This is a genomic window from Parahaemophilus parainfluenzae (assembly GCF_001053575.1).
GTDB lineage: Bacteria > Pseudomonadota > Gammaproteobacteria > Enterobacterales > Pasteurellaceae > Haemophilus_D > Haemophilus_D parainfluenzae_S.
On the sequence record NZ_JVSL01000041.1, the window covers coordinates 65,414 to 86,523 of the forward strand.

The following is a 21,110-nucleotide window of genomic DNA, read 5'->3' on the forward strand; positions in this document are numbered from 1 at the left end:
AGTTTGTTAATGTTATTTTGTTAATAAATCCAAAGCCTCTTGATATTTAGCCACTGTTTTTTCAATCACTTCTTTTGGTACTTTCGGTGCTGGTGGTTGTTTATTCCAACCACTTTGTTCTAACCAATCTCGTACAAATTGCTTATCAAATGACGGTGGATTTGTGCCTTCTTTATAAGTATCAACTGACCAAAAACGGCTAGAATCCGGTGTTAATACCTCATCCATTAAAGTGAGCGTACCATTTTCATCTAAACCAAATTCAAATTTGGTATCACAAATAATAATACCTTTAGTCAGCGCATATTTTGCTGCCTCAGCATAAAGTGCAATCGCTTTTTCTCTCACTTGTGCCGCTAACTCTGCACCAATTGCTTTTTCACATTGTTCATAGCTGATATTGATATCGTGATTACCCACTTCTTCTTTACTTGATGGCGTAAAAATCGGTTCAGGTAATTTACTTGCCTCAACTAATCCTTCCGGTAATTTTAAACCACAAATGGTACCTGTTTGCTTATAATCTTTTAGTCCACTTCCCGTTAAATAACCACGTACGATAGACTCAATCTTAATTGGATTCAAACGTTTGCAAACCACTGCGCGATCTTTTACTAAATCAGCTTCATCTTTTGGTAGCACATCATAAACTGAATCACCCGTAAAATGATTCGGCATAATATGGGCTAACTTATTGAACCAGAAATTAGAAATTTGAGTCAGGATTTCACCTTTACGTGGGATAGGATCATCTAAAATTACATCAAATGCGGACAAACGGTCACTGGCGACCATTAACATCCGTTTATCATCGATCTCATAAAGATCACGCACTTTTCCTGAATAGATTTTTTTTAGACTAAGTTGTGTCATTGCTTGCACCTTTAATTATAAGAATAAAAAATCGGTGGATATTGTACCGCACTTTTAGCGCAAACGTTTGCTTTTTTTTATTAAAATTTTAAAGAAAAGAAATTACAGAGTTATACCTAAAAATAATCAATAGATAATAAAAGAAAAACAATTTAATTTGAGCTCAATCTGAAAATCAGCGACAATACAGCATTATTTAAAACAGAAGAAACAAGACAAATGAGTTATCCATTAGAAGAAGTGAATAAACGTCGCACATTTGCGATTATTTCCCACCCTGATGCGGGTAAAACCACCATCACCGAAAAAGTATTGTTATACGGAAATGCCATTCAAAAAGCAGGCTCAGTCAAAGGTAAAGGCTCTGCACAGCATGCAAAATCTGACTGGATGGAAATGGAAAAACAACGAGGTATTTCCATTACGACTTCCGTCATGCAATTCCCTTACAATGAATGCTTAGTAAATTTATTGGATACGCCGGGGCATGAGGATTTCTCGGAAGATACCTACCGCACTTTAACGGCCGTGGATAGTTGCTTGATGGTTATCGACTCAGCAAAAGGGGTTGAGGAACGTACCATTAAATTAATGGAAGTGACCCGTTTACGCGATACGCCAATTATCACTTTCATGAATAAACTTGACCGTGATATTCGCGATCCAATGGAATTATTAGATGAAGTGGAAAGCGTATTAAAAATCCATTGTGCGCCGATTACTTGGCCGATTGGTTGCGGCAAATTGTTTAAAGGGGTTTATCATTTATATAAAGATGAAACCTATCTTTACCAAAGTGGGCAAGGCTCGACCATTCAAGAAGTACGCATTGTGAAAGGCTTGAATAGTCCTGAATTAGATGCCGCCGTAGGTGATGACTTAGCCCAACAACTGCGTGATGAATTAGAGCTTGTAAAAGGTGCAAGTAATGAATTTGATTTGGATTTATTCCTAAGTGGTGAATTGACACCTGTCTTTTTCGGTACGGCATTAGGTAACTTCGGTGTTGATCATTTCTTAGATGGTTTAACTGAATGGGCACCTGCACCACAAGCTCGTCAAGCAGATACCCGCAAGGTTTCAGCAGAAGAAGAAAAATTCACTGGTTTCGTGTTTAAAATCCAAGCCAATATGGATCCAAAACACCGCGACCGTGTGGCTTTCCTACGCGTAGTTTCTGGTAAATACGAAAAAGGGATGAAACTTAAACACGTGCGTATCGGTAAAGATGTAGTCATTTCTGACGCACTCACCTTTATGGCAGGAGATCGCTCTCATGCCGATGAAGCTTATGCGGGTGATATTATCGGTTTGCACAATCACGGTACGATTCAAATTGGTGATACCTTTACGCAAGGCGAAGAGCTTAAATTTACCGGTATTCCAAACTTTGCACCTGAATTATTCCGTCGCATTCGTTTAAAAGATCCGCTTAAACAAAAACAATTGTTGAAAGGCTTAGTACAACTTTCTGAAGAAGGTGCTGTTCAGGTATTCCGTCCATTAAACAATAATGATTTGATTGTTGGCGCGGTCGGTGTATTACAGTTTGACGTGGTTGTTTCGCGTTTGAAATCTGAATATAACGTTGAAGCCATTTACGAAACTGTCAACGTCGCAACGGCTCGTTGGGTGGAATGTACAGATAACAAAAAATTTGAAGAGTTCAAGCGCAAAAATGAGCAAAATCTAGCATTAGATGGTGGAGATAATCTTACTTACATTGCACCAACTATGGTTAACTTAAATCTTGCACAAGAACGTTATCCTGATGTGACCTTCTTTAAGACAAGGGAACATTAATTCACCATTTCCTATCATTAACAAAAGGAAAAATCATGAAAAAATTGATGCTTATCAGTACAGCAGCATTACTACTTTCAGGTTGTGTAAACACTGAACTATCAAATGCAGGAAAAGCTTATAACCCACAAACTGATGCTCGTATCCGTCTATATGGACAAAATGGTCGCTACACAATGATGGAAGTAAAACAAAATGGAAAAACAGAAAAAGTGAATGTTGGAGGAAGCCTTGGGCAATCCTTCAGCTCATTACTCTATCTTAAAGGGAATGAATCTATTGGCATGCCAAGCTCTAGTGCAAGTATGAATCCTAGCCAATTCAATGAAATAGGTTCTGGCACTTTTTTTAAGGAATTTATAATCCCATCAGATGCAGAAATCACTCTACAAAGTGAAATTATTACACCCCATAATATTAATTATATAGTCAATGGTAAGTTCGTAGGACCTGAACATTGCCTAGGCAAAAAACTTGTATTCACCCCCCAAGCGGGTAAAGATTATGAGGCATTACCTTCAGCATCAACAGCTCAATGTAATTTAACTTTAGTAGAATTAAAATAATCAATATGAAAGAAAGGTCACCGCAAGGTGGCTTTTCTTTTATATAAAGACATTAAAATTGTAGCAAATAACAACTGACAGATAGGACTAAGTGCAGTTAAATTTAATCGCATTTTTATATAAAATAAATAGAGAAATAAGATGGCTGGGGTACTAGGATTCGAACCTAGGGATGCCGAGATCAAAACCCGGTGCCTTACCGCTTGGCGATACCCCAACAGAAACTCTTTGATTGGAAATAAAGAAGATTTTATTTAGATAGTATGGCTGGGGTACTAGGATTCGAACCTAGGGATGCCGAGATCAAAACCCGGTGCCTTACCGCTTGGCGATACCCCAACTACTATTTGACTGCAAGCTGATAAATGGTGCGGGACGAGGGACTTGAACCCACACACCTCTCGGCGCCAGAACCTAAATCTGGTGCGTCTACCAATTTCGCCAGTCCCGCAAATTTGGTGGCTACAGCGAGATTCGAACTTGCGACCCCAACATTATGAGTGTTGTGCTCTAACCAACTGAGCTATGTAGCCATCATTTGCTTTACCTTATCGGCTTTGCGGGGCGTATTATCCTGATTTGACCTATTCTCGTCAATCATTTTTTTGCAAAAAACGGATTTTTTGATTTAGTTGATTATAAATAAAACGCTTTTGCTATTTTTTGTTCACATCAAGAACGGAGATCATTCCCACAAAATGCTTCCAATGCAAAGAGCTAAATTGCCCTGGAATGTACCAATTAGAAATGGTTCCATCAAGATATAAGGCATCCTGACAACCAATTTTAAGCAAACCTTGACTCAAGGTATAAAGATTAGGCTCACCTCTTATCGTCATCAAAAATAGCAATTCATTTTGCTTCGTCAAACACACTGCATTACGCTTATGATAGCTTTCTAGGCTTGCTCTAAATTGCGGATTTATTTTGCCATGAATAATCAACATCGGGCCTGATTGCAGCGCAAAATCCGGCTTGAGTTTAGTTTTCTGATAAGCGGATGTGGTTAAAATGTAGGGCTTATTTTTTGCAATGGCAAACACACCATTGGGTTGTACATGAAAGTTACCTTTGCCTGATTTTGTATTTAACGCATTGAGCTCTTTTCCATGCTCAATCCACAATCCAGCGGGCGTATTATTCATACTATAAATGCCTGCATTCATGATCATTTTCACGTTATAGCTAGGCTCTAAGGCATTTTTGAGACGCGTTAAACTTTGATAATCTTTACCTTCGGCATCTTTCCAATGTAGCTGTACTTCTTCGGGCTTTGCTTGAAAAATTCCGTAAGTAATATTGCCATCATCAAAAGTTCGGTATTCCGCTAAGGCTGGCACACTCATCAGTAACGATGCACTACCGAAAAGTGCGGTCAAAAATTTAATCGTTTTTTTCATTTAAAGGATGGGTTAAATGCAACGCATTTGAAAAGGCATGCAACCCTTCTGCATTACCCGATCTCATCATGGATTGCATGGTTTGGGTTGGAGCATGAATAAGTTTATTTGTTAATTTATAACTTAATTCTTGTAGAATTTTTTCAGCATTCTCACCTTGTTGAATTTGGTGTAACGCTTTTTCGAGTAATTCTTGGCGAGTATTCTCTGCCTCATCACGATAATGACGAATTAAATTGGAGAATTGTTGAACTTTCAACCACTCAAAGAAGGCATTACATTCTTGCGTGATGATATCTTGTGCTTGCTCTGATGCTTGCTCACGTTGAGAAAGATTGCGTTGGATAATATCTTGCAAATCATCTACGGTGTAATGATATACACTTTCTAATTCCGAGACATTTTCATCAATATCGCGCGGCACGGCGATATCAACCATTAAAGTCGGTCTAAATTGGCGTGCTTTCTCCGCAATTTCAGCCATCGCTTTAGTGATTAAAATAGTCGGACTGCCTGTAGAACTGATAACGATATCGGCTTGATTTAGCGGGGTTTGCAATTCATCAAGCGAATACACATCAATCGGTGTATTAGACGCTAATTTTTCCACCAGCTGCTCTGCTCGAGATAAAGTGCGGTTAGCAATCATCAATTTTTTTACACCATGGCGTAATAAATGACGACTCACCAATTCAATGGTTTCTCCTGCCCCAACAAGTAAAATTTGTAGTTCACGTAAAGATTCAAAAATTTGACGTGCCAAGCTACAAGCCGCATAAGCCACCGATACGGCACTTTCACCAATATTGGTTTCAGTACGCACTCGTTTTGCTGTTGCAAAGGTTTTTTGGAATAAACGAGAAAGCGTGCTCGAAAGCGGAATATTAGCCGATTGATAATAATCTTCACTGATTTGGAAAGCTTGTTTCACCTGTCCCAAAATTTGCGGCTCACCCAAAATTAATGAATCCAAACCACAGGCCACGCGCATTAAATGATTTGCTGCTTGTTGATTTTGATGTGTGTAAATACTTTTATTTAATTCATCGACAGAAAGCTGATGAATATTAGCAAACCAATTTATACAGTTCGTTTGCCATTGCTTACACTCTTGGGGTGAAATTTGACGATGGTGAAGATAAATCTCTGTACGGTTACAAGTAGAAAGAATAACCGCACTTTCAGCCAAATCTTGCTGGTGAATTTGTTGTAAGGCAAGCTGCCGCTTTTCTTCAGAAAAAGCGACTTTCTCACGAACAGCGACAGAAGCTGTTTTATGATTAATGCCTAAAACAAGAAGGGTCATAAAAACCTAATAAAAACAACCGCACTTTTATGAATATGCGGCTTAAGTAGAAAGTAAAAGTTTCGCTATTTTAATGAATTGTTGAGAATTGAGCAAATTTCAAGAGAAAAAACTCAAACAAATAACTAAAACGAGTTAAAACTTATCTTTAGCTAAACGCCATTGTGTAAATTCGTCTAAATTTTTTGCTTGTAAAAACGGATTAATTTGTTTCTCTAATTCAATTGTTGTCGGCAAACTCGGTTTACCTTCTGCTCGATGACGTTCCACTAAAACACGTTGATTTTCAACCGCACTTTTATCCGTCAATACGGTTTCCGCAAAAGCTAAATTACCCAGCGTATATTCATGAGCGGAGCAAACCACGGTTTCATTCGGTAATTGGTTAAAACGCTGCATAGATTCAAACATTTGAGCAAAATTTCCCGTAAATACGCGACCACAACCTGCAGAAAATAACGCATCGCCACAAAATAGATGCCCATCCACTAAATAGCTGACATGCCCTGCCGTATGACCACCACTTGGCAAAACTTCAATATGATAATGTGCCGTATTAATCACGCCACTATCCACGATATTGGTTGCCCCTTTGTCTGCGCATTCTGTTGGACCGAAAACTGGCACATTGGGATAATATTGCTTAAATGTCTCGACACCTTGCACATGATCATCGTGATTATGGGTTAATAACACCGCTTCTACGTCTAACTTATGGGATTCTAAATACGGAATTAAACGGGTTATTTCTGGGATATCGATCACAATTAAGGGGAAATTTTCTCGTCTATAAAGCCAAATATAGTTATCATTGAGCGCAGGAATAGGAACTAGCATAAATTACCTTATGAAAATAGGATTAACATTGAATTGGAAAGCCAAATGGCACAAACCTCTTCTTTCACCTGAAAGTTGGCAAGCGTTACCGCAAGGTGAAGCCTATTGTAACGTATTAACCGATTATTTTGCCCAATGGACACCAAAAATTTTAGGCTATCAAATTCTGAAAATCGGTGCTTTAAGTGGTGAAATCGCCTTTGACTTGCCTTTACGTCACCAAATTGTATTAGCTGAAAAAACAGCGTATTTTCCTTCCGAACTTTTAAATGAAAGTGATAGCTTACTCCAAGCATCGCCATTAGCCTTGCCTTTTATTGAAAAAGAAATGGATGCCTGCTTGTTGGCAAACACCTTAAATTTTGCGCAAGATCCTCACCAAATATTGCGTGAAGCTCATCGTGTTTTAAAGGATGACGGCTGGATTTTTATCACGTTATTTGATCCAATCAGTCCATTGTTTTTCAAACCGAAGTTAGGTGACTTCAAATTCCGACAATATGCTACTTGGAGAGTCATTGACTGGTTATCGTTATTAAATTTTGATGTGATTGCAGAAGAAAGACTATCTATAAAACAAGAAAAGAGCACGCTCTGCTCTCCGCTCACAGTAATCGTTGCTCAAAAACGAACCTATCCATTAACACTGAATCCGGAGAAAGCGCGGTCAAAAATGCCGGCGTTTTTAGAGCCGGCAGGTGCATTTAAAGAAATAAGAACAGAATGATTATTCTGTTACTTCTTTGATTACTGCAGAAGATGCGTTATTGATAACTGACTCAACGCCTTTTTCTGCTGCAGCTTGAGAAGAATAATATTGGCTACGGCCAATTTCTTGGTGGTTAGCTGCTTTTAATACGAAATAAGGTTTATCATTTTTCGCTACGCGATATTCAAAGTTTTTCGCATCCACGCCATTTTTTTGCACTGAAGCAATACCGTTTTCAGCTGATGCTTTAGTTTTATAAAGTTCGCTAGTTAAAATCACTTGTCCGTTTGCTGCTTTCAAGTTGAACATAAATTGTCCGTCTTTAGCCACTTTTAATTCATAAAATCCTTGAGCCATGATATCTCCCAATTGGTTGATTTGTTTATAATTTTACCCACGCAGAAAATGCCTTTCTGCGCCAAGCTAATTTACCCTTAAAAATCAAGGAAAACAAGAGCAGAAGTGCATAAATTTTATGCTTGATTAGCTCTCTAAACTCCCCTATGATGCTGGGGCTTTTTATAACAGGAACAATTATGACCGAACAAACATTTATTCCCGGCAAAGATGCCGCACTTGAAGACAGTATTTCAACATTTCAACAAAAATTGACCGCACTTGGTTTCAATATTGAAGAAGCCTCTTGGCTTAATCCTGTGCCAAATGTATGGTCGGTACACATTCGTGATAAAGATTGCCCACAATGTTTTTCTAACGGAAAAGGTGCAAGCAAAAAAGCAGCGTTAGCGTCTGCATTAGGTGAATATTTCGAACGTCTTTCCACCAACTATTTCTTTGCCGATTTCTATTTAGGGCAAGAGATTGCCAATGGCGATTTTGTCCATTACCCAACTGAAAAATGGTTTCCTATTGAAGATGACGCCCTTTTACCAGAAGGGATTTTAGATGATTACTTATGGGATTATTTCGATCCAAATCAAGAACTAACCCCAGAATTGCTTGTGGATCTGCAATCCGGTAATTACGATCGCGGTATTGTCGCGATGCCTTATGTGCGCCAATCCGATCAAGAAACCGTCTATATTCCACAAAGTATCATTGCGAATTTGTATGTCTCTAATGGGATGTCTGCTGGTAACACAAAAAATGAAGCACGAGTGCAAGGGCTGTCAGAAGTTTTTGAGCGCTATGTAAAAAATCGCATTATTGCAGAAGCAATCAGTCTTCCTGAAATTCCAAAATCCGTGATGGATCGTTATCCATCTATTCAAGCTTCTATTGCAAAATTAGAGGAGGAAGGCTTCCCAATTTATGCTTTCGATGCCTCATTAGGTGGCAAATATCCTGTCATTTGCGTGGTATTGCTCAACCCAAATAATGGCACGTGCTTTGCCTCTTTTGGTGCACATCCGAACTTCCAAGTGGCATTAGAGCGTACGGTAACGGAGCTTTTACAAGGTCGCAGCTTAAAAGATCTCGATGTATTCTCTCCTCCATCATTCAATAATGATGATGTGGCGGAGCATGCTAACCTTGAAACACACTTTATTGATTCTAGCGGTTTAATTTCTTGGGATTTATTCAAAAATACGCCAGATTATGAGTTTGTAGATTGGGATTTTTCTGGTTCAACGCAAGAAGAATATGAAAACTTGATGGCTATCTTTAATGCGGAAGAAAAAGAAGTCTATATCATGGATTACAACCATTTAGACGTTTACGCTTGCCGTATTATCGTACCAGGCATGTCTGATATCTATCCTGCTGATGACCTCATTTATGCCAATAACAACATGGGGATGGACTGGCGTGAGATCTTATTGGATCTACCACACCATCATCATGATGCTGAAACTTACGAAGAGTTGTTAGCAGAATTAGATGAGCAAGATATTGACGATGCCACACGCGTTCGCGAATTTATCGGTATCGTGGCACCAAAAGCAAGCGGTTGGACAACATTACGTGTTGGTGAACTGAAATCCATGCTTTACTTAGCATTAGGTGAATTAGAATTAGCCTTAGATTGGGCTAACTGGACGATGAATATGAACAGCTCGGTATTTACACCAGAGCGTGCAAATTACTATCGTGCCTTAATCAGCATCATTGAATTACATTTAGACAATACTCGCGATCCACAACAATATCGTACTGTATTTGAAAAAATGTATGGCAAAGAAGCCGTTCAACAAGCTTGGGCTGCAGTGGCAGAAAAAGGTAACCCGTTCTATAACTTGCCAGCCAGCGATGAAACGCTTGAAAACTTTAAAGAACACCAAGCTTTACTTGGTGCTTATGCGAAATTACAAAAAGCCAAACGAGAAAATTGGAAATAGTCGATTTTCTCTCAATTATAAGGCGGACTTAATGTCTGCCTTATTTATTTCTGCATTAAAAAACTGCTTTAAAATCAACCGCACTTTTCACACAAAAACGCTTAAATTTATGCTATAATCCGTCGCAATTTTTTGATCAAAAAAGGAATAAAAATGACGGATTCAATCCATTCCTCTATTACCCCAGTCAATATTGAAGAAGAACTAAAATCTTCTTACCTTGACTACGCCATGTCGGTGATTGTTGGGCGTGCTTTGCCTGATGTGCGTGACGGTTTAAAACCGGTGCATCGACGTGTGCTTTTCTCCATGGATCAATCTGGCATCACTGCCGGCAAAAAATACGTAAAATCTGCCCGTGTAGTCGGTGATGTAATCGGTAAATATCACCCGCACGGTGATTCTGCGGTGTATGACACCATTGTGCGTATGGCACAGCCGTTCTCATTGCGCTACATGTTGGTAGATGGGCAAGGTAACTTCGGTTCAATCGACGGTGACGCGCCAGCGGCAATGCGTTATACCGAAGTTCGTATGCAAAAAATTACCCAAGCGCTATTAACTGACTTGGATAAAGAAACCGTAAATTTCTCGCCAAACTATGATGGCGAATTAATGATTCCGGATGTATTACCAACCCGTATTCCAGCGCTTTTAGCAAACGGTTCTTCCGGTATTGCGGTGGGGATGGCAACAAACATTCCACCACACAACTTAAATGAAGTTTTAGATGGTTGCTTGGCTTATATTGATAACGAAAACATCACCATTGATGAATTAATGCAATATATCCCTGGCCCAGATTTCCCAACAGCGGCATTAATTAATGGCCGTAAAGGGATTGAAGAAGCTTATCGCACTGGTCGCGGCAAAGTGTATGTTCGCGCTCGTGCTAGTGTAGAAACCACGGATAAAGGCAAAGAGCAAATCATTGTGACCGAATTGCCTTATCAAGTGAACAAAGCCAAATTAGTGGAAAAAATTGCTGAGCTCATCAAAGATAAAAAAATCGAAGGCATCAGCAATATTATCGACCTTTCGAACAAAGAAGGGATCCGCATTGAAATCGACATCAAACGTGATGCCGTAGGCGAAGTAGTATTAAATCACCTCTATGCGCTTACCCAAATGCAGGTGACTTTCGGGATCAACATGGTGGCTTTAGATCACGGTCAACCACGTTTATTCAATTTAAAACAAATCATTGAAGCCTTTGTGATGCACCGTCGCGAAGTGGTGATTCGCCGTTCTTTATTTGAATTGCGTAAAGCCCGCGAGCGTACCCATATTTTAGAAGGTTTAGCGGTTGCAACCTCAAATATTGATGAAATTATCGATATCATCCGTCAATCGAAAGAGCGTAAAGAAGCGGCAGAAAAATTAATTTCTCGTCCTTGGAAATTGAATAACGACATTTTAGGTTTACTTGATGCAGCGGCACGTCCGGCTGAATTAGCGGCTGAATTTGGTATTAAAGGTTCGGATTACTACCTTTCTCCGGAACAAGTTGATGCAATCTTAGAACTTCGCTTACATCGTTTAACCGGTCTTGCTACCGAAGAAGTGATCAATGAATACAAAGAGTTATTGGTTAAAATTGCAGAACTTCTTCGCATCATCAACAGCCCTGAGCGCTTGATGGAAGTGATTCGTGAAGAACTTGAACAAGTACGTGCACAATTCGCCGATGAACGTCGTACCGAAATTACCGCAGCTTCCGGTGATATTGATTTAGAAGATTTAATCGCTCAAGAAGATGTTGTAGTGACCCTTTCTCACGAAGGTTATGTGAAATATCAACCGCTTACCGACTACGAAGCACAACGTCGTGGTGGTAAAGGTAAATCTGCAACGAAGATGAAAGATGAAGACTTTATCGAAAAACTCTTAGTGGCGAATACTCACGATACGATTCTCTGCTTCTCGAGCCGTGGTCGCTTATATTGGTTGAAAGTCTATCAGTTACCACAAGCAAGCCGTGGCGCGCGTGGTCGTCCAATTGTAAATATTCTACCGTTACAAGAAAATGAGCGTATCACCGCAATCTTGCCAATCTCTGCTTATGAAGAAGATAAATTCGTCATCATGGCAACGGCCGGCGGTATTGTGAAGAAAATTGCGCTAACCGAATTCAGCCGTCCACGTTCAAGCGGTATCATCGCCTTGAACTTACGTGATGAAGATGAATTAATCGGTGTGGATATCACCGACGGTTCTAACGAAATCATGTTGTTCTCTTCTCAAGGTCGCGTAGTGCGTTTCGCTGAAAGTGCAGTCCGTGCAATGGGTCGTTTAGCAACCGGTGTACGCGGTATTAAACTTGCCCTTACTAATGACATCGCTGACGATGAAAGTGCGGTCGAAATTGAAGAGGTTTCTGATGATAATGCGGAAGAAACCCTCGATCTCAACATCGATAAAGTGGTTTCCTTAGTTGTACCGAAAAATGACGGCGCAATCCTTACGGCGACGCAAAACGGTTACGGTAAACGTACCCAATTAAGCGAATACCCAACCAAATCCCGTAATACCAAAGGGGTGATTTCGATTAAAGTGAGCGAACGTAACGGTAAAGTCGTTGCGGCGACACAAGTGGAAGAAACCGACCAAATTATGCTTATTACTGATGCGGGTACCTTAGTGCGTACTCGTGTAAGTGAAGTGAGCATCGTTGGCCGTAACACCCAAGGGGTTCGTTTAATTCGTACCGCAGAAGATGAACACGTAGTTAGTCTTGAACGTGTTTGTGATGTGGATGATGAAGACGAAGGCACTGAAGATGTGACTTCTGAAGAATAATTGATCTTCCATTAAATAAAAGCCCCGCGTTTTGATTCGCGGGGCTTTTTTATTGCTCTCTAAAAATCTCTTTTAGGGATCTATTCTATTGATGAAAACTACTCGCCTTCTTCTAATTCATCAGCCATTGCAGCCAAGATTTCACGGGTTAAATACGCTAATGAACGATAGAAAGGAAGTGTGGCATAAGTTTCCACTTGGGTTAAGAATTTCGCTGCACAAGGTAATAAGAAATCACCAAATAAATCTTGTTGAGCGGATAGCGATTCCGTGTTGTCTTCTAACCAAGAAGCTGTAAGCAATAACAAGGCGAAATGATCCACATTCTCTGCCTCAGGCACATTACGAGTATTACGGAAATCCACAAAACGTTGCACATCCATATCATAACTTGAAATAGCTGTCGGCACGTTACCGTTTGGACCAAACAATTTTTGATATTCTTGATCAAGCAACGTTAAATCAATTTTCATCTGTAAATTATCAATGGTCGCTTCGCTTTCTTTATCCGTAGAAAGTGCCCACACTTGACTTAAACCTTGTTGTTGCAGCCAATCAAATACCCCACTCAAAATTGGATCCGTAGGGCTGCGATAAAATAAATTGCCGAATAGACGGCTTATTAAAGAAAAATTATTCACTTGAGTTTCTGACATCTGTTGCTTTCCTATGATTGTGCTCAAGATTGAGCTAAAAGTGCGGTCAATTTTTCCGTTGTTTTTTCAGCTGCTTCATCAAGCATCGCTTGGCGAGTAGCATCATCGATAATATGAACATCGCCAAATAAAGTGTAATCCACATTCTCGATACCGCAATAATTAAATAAACCATTGATTAAACAATGATTGAGGGATTTATCCACGCCGTATTCTTGATATTTTGCTACGCTACTCCCTATGGTAATAAATTGTTGCATCGCTTTATCTTGAAGCAGACCTTTGGATTCGCCATTTTCTGTTTTATAAGCAAAACCATGGCTTAATACACGATCCAAATAGCCTTTCAACATGGCGGGAAAACCCATCCACCATAAAGGATAAACCATCGTAATCAAATCTGCTTGGCGGATAAAATCATGTTCCTGCTGAATTTCCGCCGGGATAATCCCCTTATTGGCCGATTGTAATTCTTCAAAGGAAATAATCGGGTTAAATTTCATGGTGTAAAGATCACGCAAATGGGTTTCAACACCAAGCTGTTGGCTTGCTTTTACAATGCGATCCACGATGGCTCGACCAAAACTTTTTTGGCTATTGGGATGCGCAAAAATAATCAAATGATTCATTCTGTTACCTTTTTAACTAACAATGTAATACCATCAACGCATTCTACCACCACAAGATCATTCACTGTCAAATGCTCGCCTTGAATACGCCATGTGGTATCGCCAAAAGCACCACGACCAATCCCGTTAGAACCGATTTCTAATACTGTGCCTTTTTTACCTAACAAAGTATGATCCCGTTGGTTTAAGGTTGTACGTGATTGATCCTGATTATCTTTGCTATGTTGGTATTTCCACCAAAGCAGCGAGAGAATAATCGCTAAAATCGCATAAAAAACGGCTAACGCGGTTAAGGATAAACTCGGTACTAACGCCATTACGCCTGCCGTCACAATTGCAGCCAAGCCCCACCACAATAAAAATACACCGGGTACAAGGGTTTCAGCGATTAACAATACAAAACCTAATACCAACCAATGCCACACCGACCAAGTTGTTAACCAATCTGCCATATCAACTCCTTGAGAGAAAAAGTGCGGTCATTTTTAACCGCACTTTAAGAAATTACGCTTTTTTATCGCCTTTTAACAGTTCGGCAATACCCGCTACCGAGCCAATTAAATTGCCTGCTTCAAGCGGCATCATGACCACTTTGCTGTTCGGTGAGCCACCAATTTGTTTTAAAGCTTCTGTGTATTTTTGTGCGATAAAATAATTGATCGCTTTGGTATCACCGCTAGCAATCGCTTCTGACACCATTTGGGTTGCTTTTGCTTCTGCTTCCGCTGCACGCTCACGTGCTTCTGCTTGTAAGAAGGCTTCTTGACGCTCCCCTTCCGCTTTCAGAATACGGGCTTGTTTTTCCCCTTCTGCACGTAAAATTTCCGCCTGACGGATCCCTTCTGCTTCTAAGACTTCCGCACGTTTATTACGTTCTGCTTTCATTTGCGCGTTCATTGAATCAATCAACTCACGTGGTGGACGCACATCGCGAATTTCAATACGAGTAACTTTAATTCCCCAAGGATTGGTCGCTTCATCCACAATTGCCAGCAAGCGACCATTAATAGAGTCACGTTGGGAAAGCATTTCATCCAATTCCATCGAACCTAATACGGTACGAATGTTAGTCATAGTTAAATTGATAATCGCCTGCTCTAAATGATTCACCTCATAAGCCGCGCTACGGGCATCAATCACCTGAACAAAACAGACCGCATCAATAGATACGTTGGCGTTATCCTTAGAAATGACTTCTTGTGATGGAATATCTAATACCTGTTCCATCATATTGATCTTACGACCAACACGATCCACAAATGGTACGACAAAGTTTAAGCCAGGCATTAAAGTGTGGGTATAACGCCCAAAACGCTCAATAGTCCAGTTATAACCTTGCGGTACAGTTTTTAGTGCTGAAAAAAGTACGACGACAATTAATACAATAAAGACGATTGCGGCAACGGATAAGCCTTCCATAGATTACTCCTTAATGTGAGGAAATATAAGAAAAGTCTAACAAATTAGACCGCACTTTGTATATAAATATATTTATCGTTTTCTCTTATAAATTCAAAAAGATGTGTAATGCAATTCGGGGCATCTAAATCTTGATGAGAGACAAATAAAAGTTGGGTTTTACTATTATTGACCAGTTGCTCAATAAAATGTTTTACTAGCTTGCGATTTAATCCATCAAGCCCTTGAAAAGGTTCATCTAAAATCAAAACAGGCGGATATTTCACCATTGCACGTGTAATTAAAAGCAAACGTTGCTGTCCCCAAGAAAGTGAACGAAATGGCTTTTTTGCTAAATGAGTCAGATTTAAACGAGCTAACCATTGCATGGCTTTCAAACGAATTGCCTCTGGCACTTGTTGATAAATCCCAATACTGTCAAAAAAACCTGAAATGATCACATCTAGCACGGAACAATTCACACGATAATCTAAATGCAGTTGGCTGCTTACGTAACCAATTTTTTGTTTGATATCCCAAATGGTTTCGCCTGAACCACGTTGTTTACCAAAAATCACCACATGATTCGCAAAGGCTTGAGGATGATCACCTGTAATTAACGAAAGTAAGGTTGACTTCCCTGCTCCATTTGGTCCTTTAATCCACCAATTTTGATTTGGCTGAACAACCCAATTTAAATGATCCAAAATCACTTTATCGCCATACTGAACTGTAACATTTTTAAGTTCAAAGTGCGGTTGGTTTTCAGGTAGTTTTAGTAATGGTGACGCTGGTTCTGGCAAAGCCACATCAACAGATTGCTCCGCATAAACTAATTGTTGATAAATACTTTGTTGCTCAATAGATTGGCGTTCACCTTCTAGTACTACTTCTAAATTTTCCAACATAGCTAAATGGGTCGCTTGGGCTGGAATATCCGCTAGGCGATTAACAATTAGAACGATTGCACATTCTTTTTTCAGTTCGTTCAGCATCGCCATCCAATCTTGCACAGATTGCTGATCTAGCCCTTCAAAAGGTTCATCTAAAATTAATAGATCGGGCTTTTGTAATAATGCTTGTGCCAATAAGACTTTTCGAGTTTCCCCAGTGGAAAGTTTGATAAAGAAACGATCTAAGAGATAAGTAATCCCTAATTTCTCTGCAATTTGCTCACAAAAAGTGAGCTCAGAGCTACCATTTAAAATGGTTTCTCTCGCCGTTTGACCAAAAAAATCCGGATCGGTATCATCGTTGTTTAAATTCTTTAATGTAGACTCAAGAATTCCTCGTTGTTTTTCAAAAGAAAAGGATTGAACACGTTTGAAAGTATTATGATACTCCCCTTCCTGTAAAGGCAATTCATTTTGCAAAGCTAAAGCAAACGCTGATTTTCCACTCCCATTACTGCCTACCACAACCCAATATTGTCGTGGCTCAATCGCAAAGTGCGGTAAGTTTAAGGTTTGTTTTTGATGAAGTTCAAATTTTGCTTGCTGAATTAAAAGTGTCATTCTCTTTCCCTTAAAAACAAAAGGCGAGCAATTTGCCCGCCTTGTCAGATTAACTTAATTAACCGTTTTTACGCTCTTCTTCCATACATACTGCCGCAGTAAATAATACGTCAGTTGAAGAGTTTAGCGCGGTTTCTGTTGAATCTTGTAAGATACCAATCACGAAACCTACACCGATCATTTGTGCCGCGATGTCATCAGAAATACCGAATAAGCTACAAGCTAATGGAATTAATAATAATGAACCACCAGCCACACCAGAAGCTCCACATGCACAAAGCGCTGCAACAATACTTAATAATACAGCACTGACGAAAGATACTTCGATGCCTAATGTATGAACAGCCGCTAACGTTAATACAGTAATGGTAATTGCCGCACCCGCCATGTTGATGTTTGCACCTAATGGAATTGCCACAGAATAGGTTTCTTCATCAAGATTTAAGCGTTTTGCTAATTCAATATTTACAGGAATGTTTGCTGCAGAACTACGTGTAAAGAATGCCGTTACACCACTTTCGCGCACACAAGTCCAAACTAATGGGTATGGATTACGACGGATTTTCCAATAAACAAGAATTGGATTAAGCACAAATGCAGTGAATAACATTGTACCGATTAACACGAATAATAAGTGAACATATCCACCTAACGCAGATAAGCCTTTGTCAGATAATGTTTCAGCCACTAAACCGAATACACCGAAAGGTGCAAATGAAATAATCACGTGAACAATTTTAGAAATGCCTTCTGCAAAATCAGCCACAACCTGTTTAGTTGCATCTGATGCATAACGAAGGGCTAAACCTAAACCGATAGACCACGCTAAAACACCGATAAAGTTTGCTTTGAAAATTGCATTTAATGGGTTATCCACCACATTCAATACTAACGTTAACATGACTTGACCAACAGATTGAGGTGCTGAACTCGCATCCTCTTTTACTGCAAGAGCCACATCTGATGGGAATGCCATACTTGCAATTACTGCAGCCACAGCCGCTAAGAACGTACCCAAAAGATAAAGCTCGACAATTTCTTTCATGTTACTTTTAGAGCCCACTTTCTTATTAGCGAGCGCAGCCATAACAAGGAAGAAAATCAAAATTGGTGCAACAGCACGCAATGCTTTAACAAAGATTTGACCGAGCACTCCAAAGCTAGATGCAAGATCAATACCTGCTGAATTTTTTACACTCTCATTCACCAAGGCAACAAGGATCCCGAGTACCAAACCAACGGCAATTCGTTTTACCAAATTACCTTGGAACAAAAAATGAAATAAACGTGTTGTATTCATAATAGTTTTAAATGAAGATTAAGTTGAACTTCAGATCGTTACGATCCACCGAAACAAGATAAAGATAGCTCAAATTTTATTTAAAAGAAAATTTTTTCTTTATTATTTTGTTAAAAAATTGAACTTTTTCAGTAAGGAATGAATTTTTTCTAAAATTTTCGCCTATAAAAAAATTTTTTCTATGCCCTATTGACATACTGTATCTAATACCAGTATATTACAACTGTATAAACAACCACTGATTAAAAACACACAAACTAAAAGGAACACAAGATGATGAACTACGCAAATACAGTTGCACAAAATGATATGACGTTTTCTTATCATCCTATGCCATTTTTCAATGATGTTGAAAGCAAATCGACATTTAATAAAAAATTAGATCTCAACCTTTATTGCATCAAACGTCCACAACAAACTTGTTTTATTCGTGTTAGCAATCCGAATATGCTTGCTTGGGGAATTGAAATGGGCGATATGTTAGTGGTTGAAAAAAATGATAGCCTTTTCATTGGTGATCTTGTCGTATTAGAAAAACAAGACGAATTCCATATTTATGAATTTGCTGGTGTAAGCGGTAATGAATTTGTATTCATGGCATTAGATTCTAAAGTGGAAAATATTAAAACAACACAATGGACAAACCTTCCATTAGTTGGCACGGTGACGAATACTATCCATCAAATGAAACCAAGAAGAGACTTAATGAAATTTGCGGCTTAAGCCAATCATCAAATAATCTAAATTCTAAATAAAGAAAAAGTGCGGTTAAAATTAACCGCACTTCTTGTTGAAATAAAATTGTCATTACATCACACGACGAGATTGTGTATAAGTTCTTGACCAGTAATCTTCATCTAATGAACTAATTGTTACACCTTGGCTTGTACTTGCATGCATAAATTGGTTATTACCAATATAAACGCCAACATGATTGTTGCGACGGAAGAACACTAAATCACCTTTACGTAATTCATGTTTTTGGATTTGGCGACCTAAATAGCGTTGTTCTGAGGTTGAACGTGGAAGTTCCATGCCGTAAGCATCGAGAAAAGCAGTTTGCATAAATGCAGAGCAATCAATACCATGTTTTGAAGTGCCCCCCATTCTGTAACGAGTACCAACCCATTCGTTATAAACTTGAGCAAGCGCTTTATCACCAATTAAACCTGATTTAGGACGGTTAGTTCTTAATTTAGGGTAAACGCCCCCTTTTTTCCCATCTAAACCAGCAATCAAACCCGTTAACTCAGCATCATCACTTTCACTAATCATGCCGTTTTGTGCCTGCCCCGAGTTGTTAGAGCAGGCTGTTGTCAAAACAGCCAAACCTACAATAATCAAAATCTTCTTTAACATAGCTTTTAAATAATAAAAAAATATAAAAACAAAACTGGTCGGATTTTATCAAAAAGTCATTATGCCCGCCAGTTTTTATTGAATTTTTATGCAATTTTGTGAGTGAGATCTCAAAAAAAATAAGGACTACTCAATGAGTAGCCCTTAAAAGGATTAGAATTGATTATTTTTTCTTCGCTTTTGCATTTGGAAGATCGGTAATTGAACCTTCAAATACTTCAGCCGCAAGACCTACAGATTCATGAAGTGTCGGGTGAGCATGAATCGTTAATGCGATATCTTCTGCATCACAACCCATTTCGATCGCAAGACCGATTTCACCTAATAATTCACCACCGTTAGACCCAACGATTGCCCCACCAAGTACACGGTGAGTATCTTTATCGAAGATTAATTTGGTCATACCTTCAGCACATTCTGAAGCAATCGCACGACCTGAAGCAGCCCAAGGGAATTTAGCCACTTCGTAGTTTAAACCTTCTTGTTTACATTCTTTCTCAGTTTTACCTACCCAAGCCACTTCTGGTTCAGTATAAGCAATAGAAGGAATGACTTTTGGATCGAAGTAATGTTTTTTCCCTGCGATCACTTCCGCCGCAACGTGACCTTCATGAACACCTTTATGTGCTAACATTGGTTGGCCAACGATATCACCGATTGCAAAGATATGAGGCACATTAGTACGCATTTGTTTATCAACATGAATGAAACCACGCTCATCCACTTCAACACCTGCTTTACCAGCATCGATTAATTTACCATTTGGCGTACGACCGATTGCGACTAATACTGCATCATAACGTTTAGTATCGTTGCATGCTTTACCTTCCATTGAAACATAGATACCATCATCTTTTGCTTCAACTGCAGTCACTTTAGTTTCAAGCATTAACTTGAATTTTTTCTCAACTTGTTTGGTATAAATACCTACCACATCTTTATCTGCCGCTGGAATTACTTGGTCAAACATTTCAACCACTTCAACTTCAGAACCTAATGCATCATATACGGTACCCATCTCTAAACCGATGATACCACCGCCCATGATTAAAAGTTTTTTCGGTACTTCTTTTAATTTAAGTGCATCCGTTGAATCCCAAACGCGTGGATCTTCATGTGGAATGAATGGTAATTGAATTGGGCGAGAACCTGCTGCGATAATCGCATTATCAAATTTAATTGTGGTTGGTTTACCATCACGATCACGTGCTACTAATGTATGTGGATCGGTAAATGCCGCTAAGCCTTCAACAACGGTGACTTTACGTTGTTTAGCCATGCCTGCAAGACCACCAGTTAATTTCGCCACAACCGCTTCTTTACCTGCACGCACTTCATCTAAATCAATGCGAGGCTCTGCGAAATACACACCATTTTTGCTTGCATGTTTCGCTTCTTCAATTACTTTCGCTACGTGAAGTAATGCTTTAGAAGGGATACAACCTACGTTTAAACATACCCCACCTAATGTTGAATAACGTTCAACAAGTACTGTTTCTAAACCTAAGTCCGCACAACGGAATGCCGCTGAATAACCTGCAGGACCAGCACCAAGTACCACAACTTGGGTTTTAATTTCTTTACTCATTTTTACCTCGTAAAAACGTTCAAATTTTTGACCGCACTTGCGATCCTTTCTGTAAGATATGAGCCTAATCACT

Annotated in this window: 19 protein-coding genes and 4 tRNA genes; 6 read left to right on the forward strand and 17 right to left on the reverse strand. The window is 39.3% G+C overall.

The window, feature by feature from the left end; genetic code table 11:
- Window positions 1-12: 12 nt before the first annotated feature.
- A complete protein-coding gene (locus AC979_RS09720) occupies window positions 13-873 on the reverse strand; it encodes a phosphoribosylaminoimidazolesuccinocarboxamide synthase (protein WP_049374015.1) in 861 nt (286 codons plus the stop codon).
- A gap of 219 nt (window positions 874-1,092) precedes the next feature.
- Between AC979_RS09720 and prfC the strand changes: the two genes are divergently transcribed.
- A complete protein-coding gene (prfC, locus tag AC979_RS09725) occupies window positions 1,093-2,676 on the forward strand; it encodes a peptide chain release factor 3 (RefSeq protein WP_049366052.1) in 1,584 nt (527 codons plus the stop codon).
- 35 nt (window positions 2,677-2,711) lie between these two features.
- Window positions 2,712-3,242, forward strand: a complete 531-nt coding sequence (locus AC979_RS09730) for a hypothetical protein (protein WP_049374016.1) — start codon at window positions 2,712-2,714, stop codon at window positions 3,240-3,242.
- 142 nt (window positions 3,243-3,384) lie between these two features.
- On the opposite strand, the gene AC979_RS09735 is transcribed toward AC979_RS09730, so the two are convergent.
- The 7 genes from AC979_RS09735 to gloB form a co-directional block, all read right to left on the reverse strand.
- Window positions 3,385-3,459: transfer RNA gene (locus tag AC979_RS09735), tRNA-Gln, on the reverse strand.
- 47 nt (window positions 3,460-3,506) lie between these two features.
- Window positions 3,507-3,581 (reverse strand) — tRNA-Gln (locus tag AC979_RS09740).
- Between the two features lie 27 nt (window positions 3,582-3,608).
- Window positions 3,609-3,693 (reverse strand) — tRNA-Leu (locus AC979_RS09745).
- Window positions 3,694-3,698: 5 nt separating this feature from the next.
- Window positions 3,699-3,775: transfer RNA gene (locus AC979_RS09750), tRNA-Met, on the reverse strand.
- Window positions 3,776-3,898: 123 nt separating this feature from the next.
- Window positions 3,899-4,642 (reverse strand): phosphodiester glycosidase family protein, encoded by a 744-nt coding sequence (locus AC979_RS09755; RefSeq protein WP_049366168.1) that lies wholly within the window; start codon window positions 4,640-4,642, stop codon window positions 3,899-3,901.
- Window positions 4,626-5,948 (reverse strand): glutamyl-tRNA reductase, encoded by a 1,323-nt coding sequence (gene hemA, locus AC979_RS09760; RefSeq protein ID WP_049366054.1) that lies wholly within the window; start codon window positions 5,946-5,948, stop codon window positions 4,626-4,628. The genes AC979_RS09755 and hemA overlap by 17 nt, the downstream gene beginning before the upstream one ends.
- A gap of 135 nt (window positions 5,949-6,083) precedes the next feature.
- Complete coding sequence (gloB, locus tag AC979_RS09765; RefSeq protein WP_049366055.1) at window positions 6,084-6,785, reverse strand: hydroxyacylglutathione hydrolase; 702 nt, start codon at window positions 6,783-6,785, stop codon at window positions 6,084-6,086.
- A 10-nt stretch (window positions 6,786-6,795) separates the two neighbouring features.
- On the opposite strand from gloB, the gene AC979_RS09770 reads away from it, so the two are divergent.
- On the forward strand, window positions 6,796-7,512 hold the full coding sequence (locus AC979_RS09770) for a class I SAM-dependent methyltransferase (RefSeq protein WP_049366057.1): 717 nt from the start codon (window positions 6,796-6,798) through the stop codon (window positions 7,510-7,512).
- Here AC979_RS09770 and AC979_RS09775 read toward each other — a convergent pair whose 3' ends face one another.
- Complete coding sequence (locus tag AC979_RS09775; protein WP_005695704.1) at window positions 7,513-7,851, reverse strand: YegP family protein; 339 nt, start codon at window positions 7,849-7,851, stop codon at window positions 7,513-7,515.
- 179 nt (window positions 7,852-8,030) lie between these two features.
- Here AC979_RS09775 and ycaO point away from each other — a divergent pair, with 179 nt between their 5' ends.
- Together ycaO and gyrA are read left to right on the forward strand one after the other, a co-directional pair.
- Window positions 8,031-9,794 (forward strand): 30S ribosomal protein S12 methylthiotransferase accessory factor YcaO, encoded by a 1,764-nt coding sequence (ycaO, locus tag AC979_RS09780; protein ID WP_049374017.1) that lies wholly within the window; start codon window positions 8,031-8,033, stop codon window positions 9,792-9,794.
- A 153-nt stretch (window positions 9,795-9,947) separates the two neighbouring features.
- A complete protein-coding gene (gyrA, locus tag AC979_RS09785; RefSeq protein WP_049374018.1) occupies window positions 9,948-12,593 on the forward strand; it encodes a DNA topoisomerase (ATP-hydrolyzing) subunit A in 2,646 nt (881 codons plus the stop codon).
- A 98-nt stretch (window positions 12,594-12,691) separates the two neighbouring features.
- Here gyrA and AC979_RS09790 read toward each other — a convergent pair whose 3' ends face one another.
- From AC979_RS09790 to sstT, 6 genes are read right to left on the reverse strand one after another with little or no spacing between them, the layout of a single operon-like run.
- A complete protein-coding gene (locus tag AC979_RS09790) occupies window positions 12,692-13,249 on the reverse strand; it encodes a TorD/DmsD family molecular chaperone (RefSeq protein WP_049374019.1) in 558 nt (185 codons plus the stop codon).
- Between the two features lie 23 nt (window positions 13,250-13,272).
- Complete coding sequence (locus AC979_RS09795) at window positions 13,273-13,878, reverse strand: NAD(P)H-dependent oxidoreductase (RefSeq protein ID WP_049374020.1); 606 nt, start codon at window positions 13,876-13,878, stop codon at window positions 13,273-13,275.
- A complete protein-coding gene (locus tag AC979_RS09800) occupies window positions 13,875-14,330 on the reverse strand; it encodes an NfeD family protein (RefSeq protein WP_049374021.1) in 456 nt (151 codons plus the stop codon). Before AC979_RS09800 ends, AC979_RS09795 begins: the two co-directional genes overlap by 4 nt.
- Window positions 14,331-14,382: 52 nt before the next feature.
- Window positions 14,383-15,297 carry an SPFH domain-containing protein gene (locus AC979_RS09805; RefSeq protein WP_049374022.1) on the reverse strand — a complete coding sequence of 305 codons (915 nt, stop codon included), beginning with the start codon at window positions 15,295-15,297 and terminating at the stop codon, window positions 14,383-14,385.
- A 44-nt stretch (window positions 15,298-15,341) separates the two neighbouring features.
- Window positions 15,342-16,790: a molybdate ABC transporter ATP-binding protein ModF gene (modF, locus tag AC979_RS09810; RefSeq protein WP_049374023.1), complete on the reverse strand. Its 1,449-nt coding sequence runs from the start codon at window positions 16,788-16,790 to the stop codon at window positions 15,342-15,344.
- A 58-nt stretch (window positions 16,791-16,848) separates the two neighbouring features.
- On the reverse strand, window positions 16,849-18,090 hold the full coding sequence (sstT, locus tag AC979_RS09815; RefSeq protein WP_049374024.1) for a serine/threonine transporter SstT: 1,242 nt from the start codon (window positions 18,088-18,090) through the stop codon (window positions 16,849-16,851).
- A 273-nt stretch (window positions 18,091-18,363) separates the two neighbouring features.
- Here sstT and AC979_RS09820 point away from each other — a divergent pair, with 273 nt between their 5' ends.
- The gene (locus tag AC979_RS09820; RefSeq protein ID WP_080971343.1) at window positions 18,364-18,813 is read left to right on the forward strand and encodes a LexA family protein; all 450 of its coding nucleotides are present in this window, start codon (window positions 18,364-18,366) and stop codon (window positions 18,811-18,813) included.
- Between the two features lie 84 nt (window positions 18,814-18,897).
- On the opposite strand, the gene AC979_RS09825 is transcribed toward AC979_RS09820, so the two are convergent.
- A complete protein-coding gene (locus AC979_RS09825) occupies window positions 18,898-19,449 on the reverse strand; it encodes an NlpC/P60 family protein (protein WP_005695690.1) in 552 nt (183 codons plus the stop codon).
- A 163-nt stretch (window positions 19,450-19,612) separates the two neighbouring features.
- Window positions 19,613-21,037: a dihydrolipoyl dehydrogenase gene (lpdA, locus tag AC979_RS09830; RefSeq protein ID WP_049374025.1), complete on the reverse strand. Its 1,425-nt coding sequence runs from the start codon at window positions 21,035-21,037 to the stop codon at window positions 19,613-19,615.
- Between the last annotated feature and the right edge of the window lie 73 nt (window positions 21,038-21,110).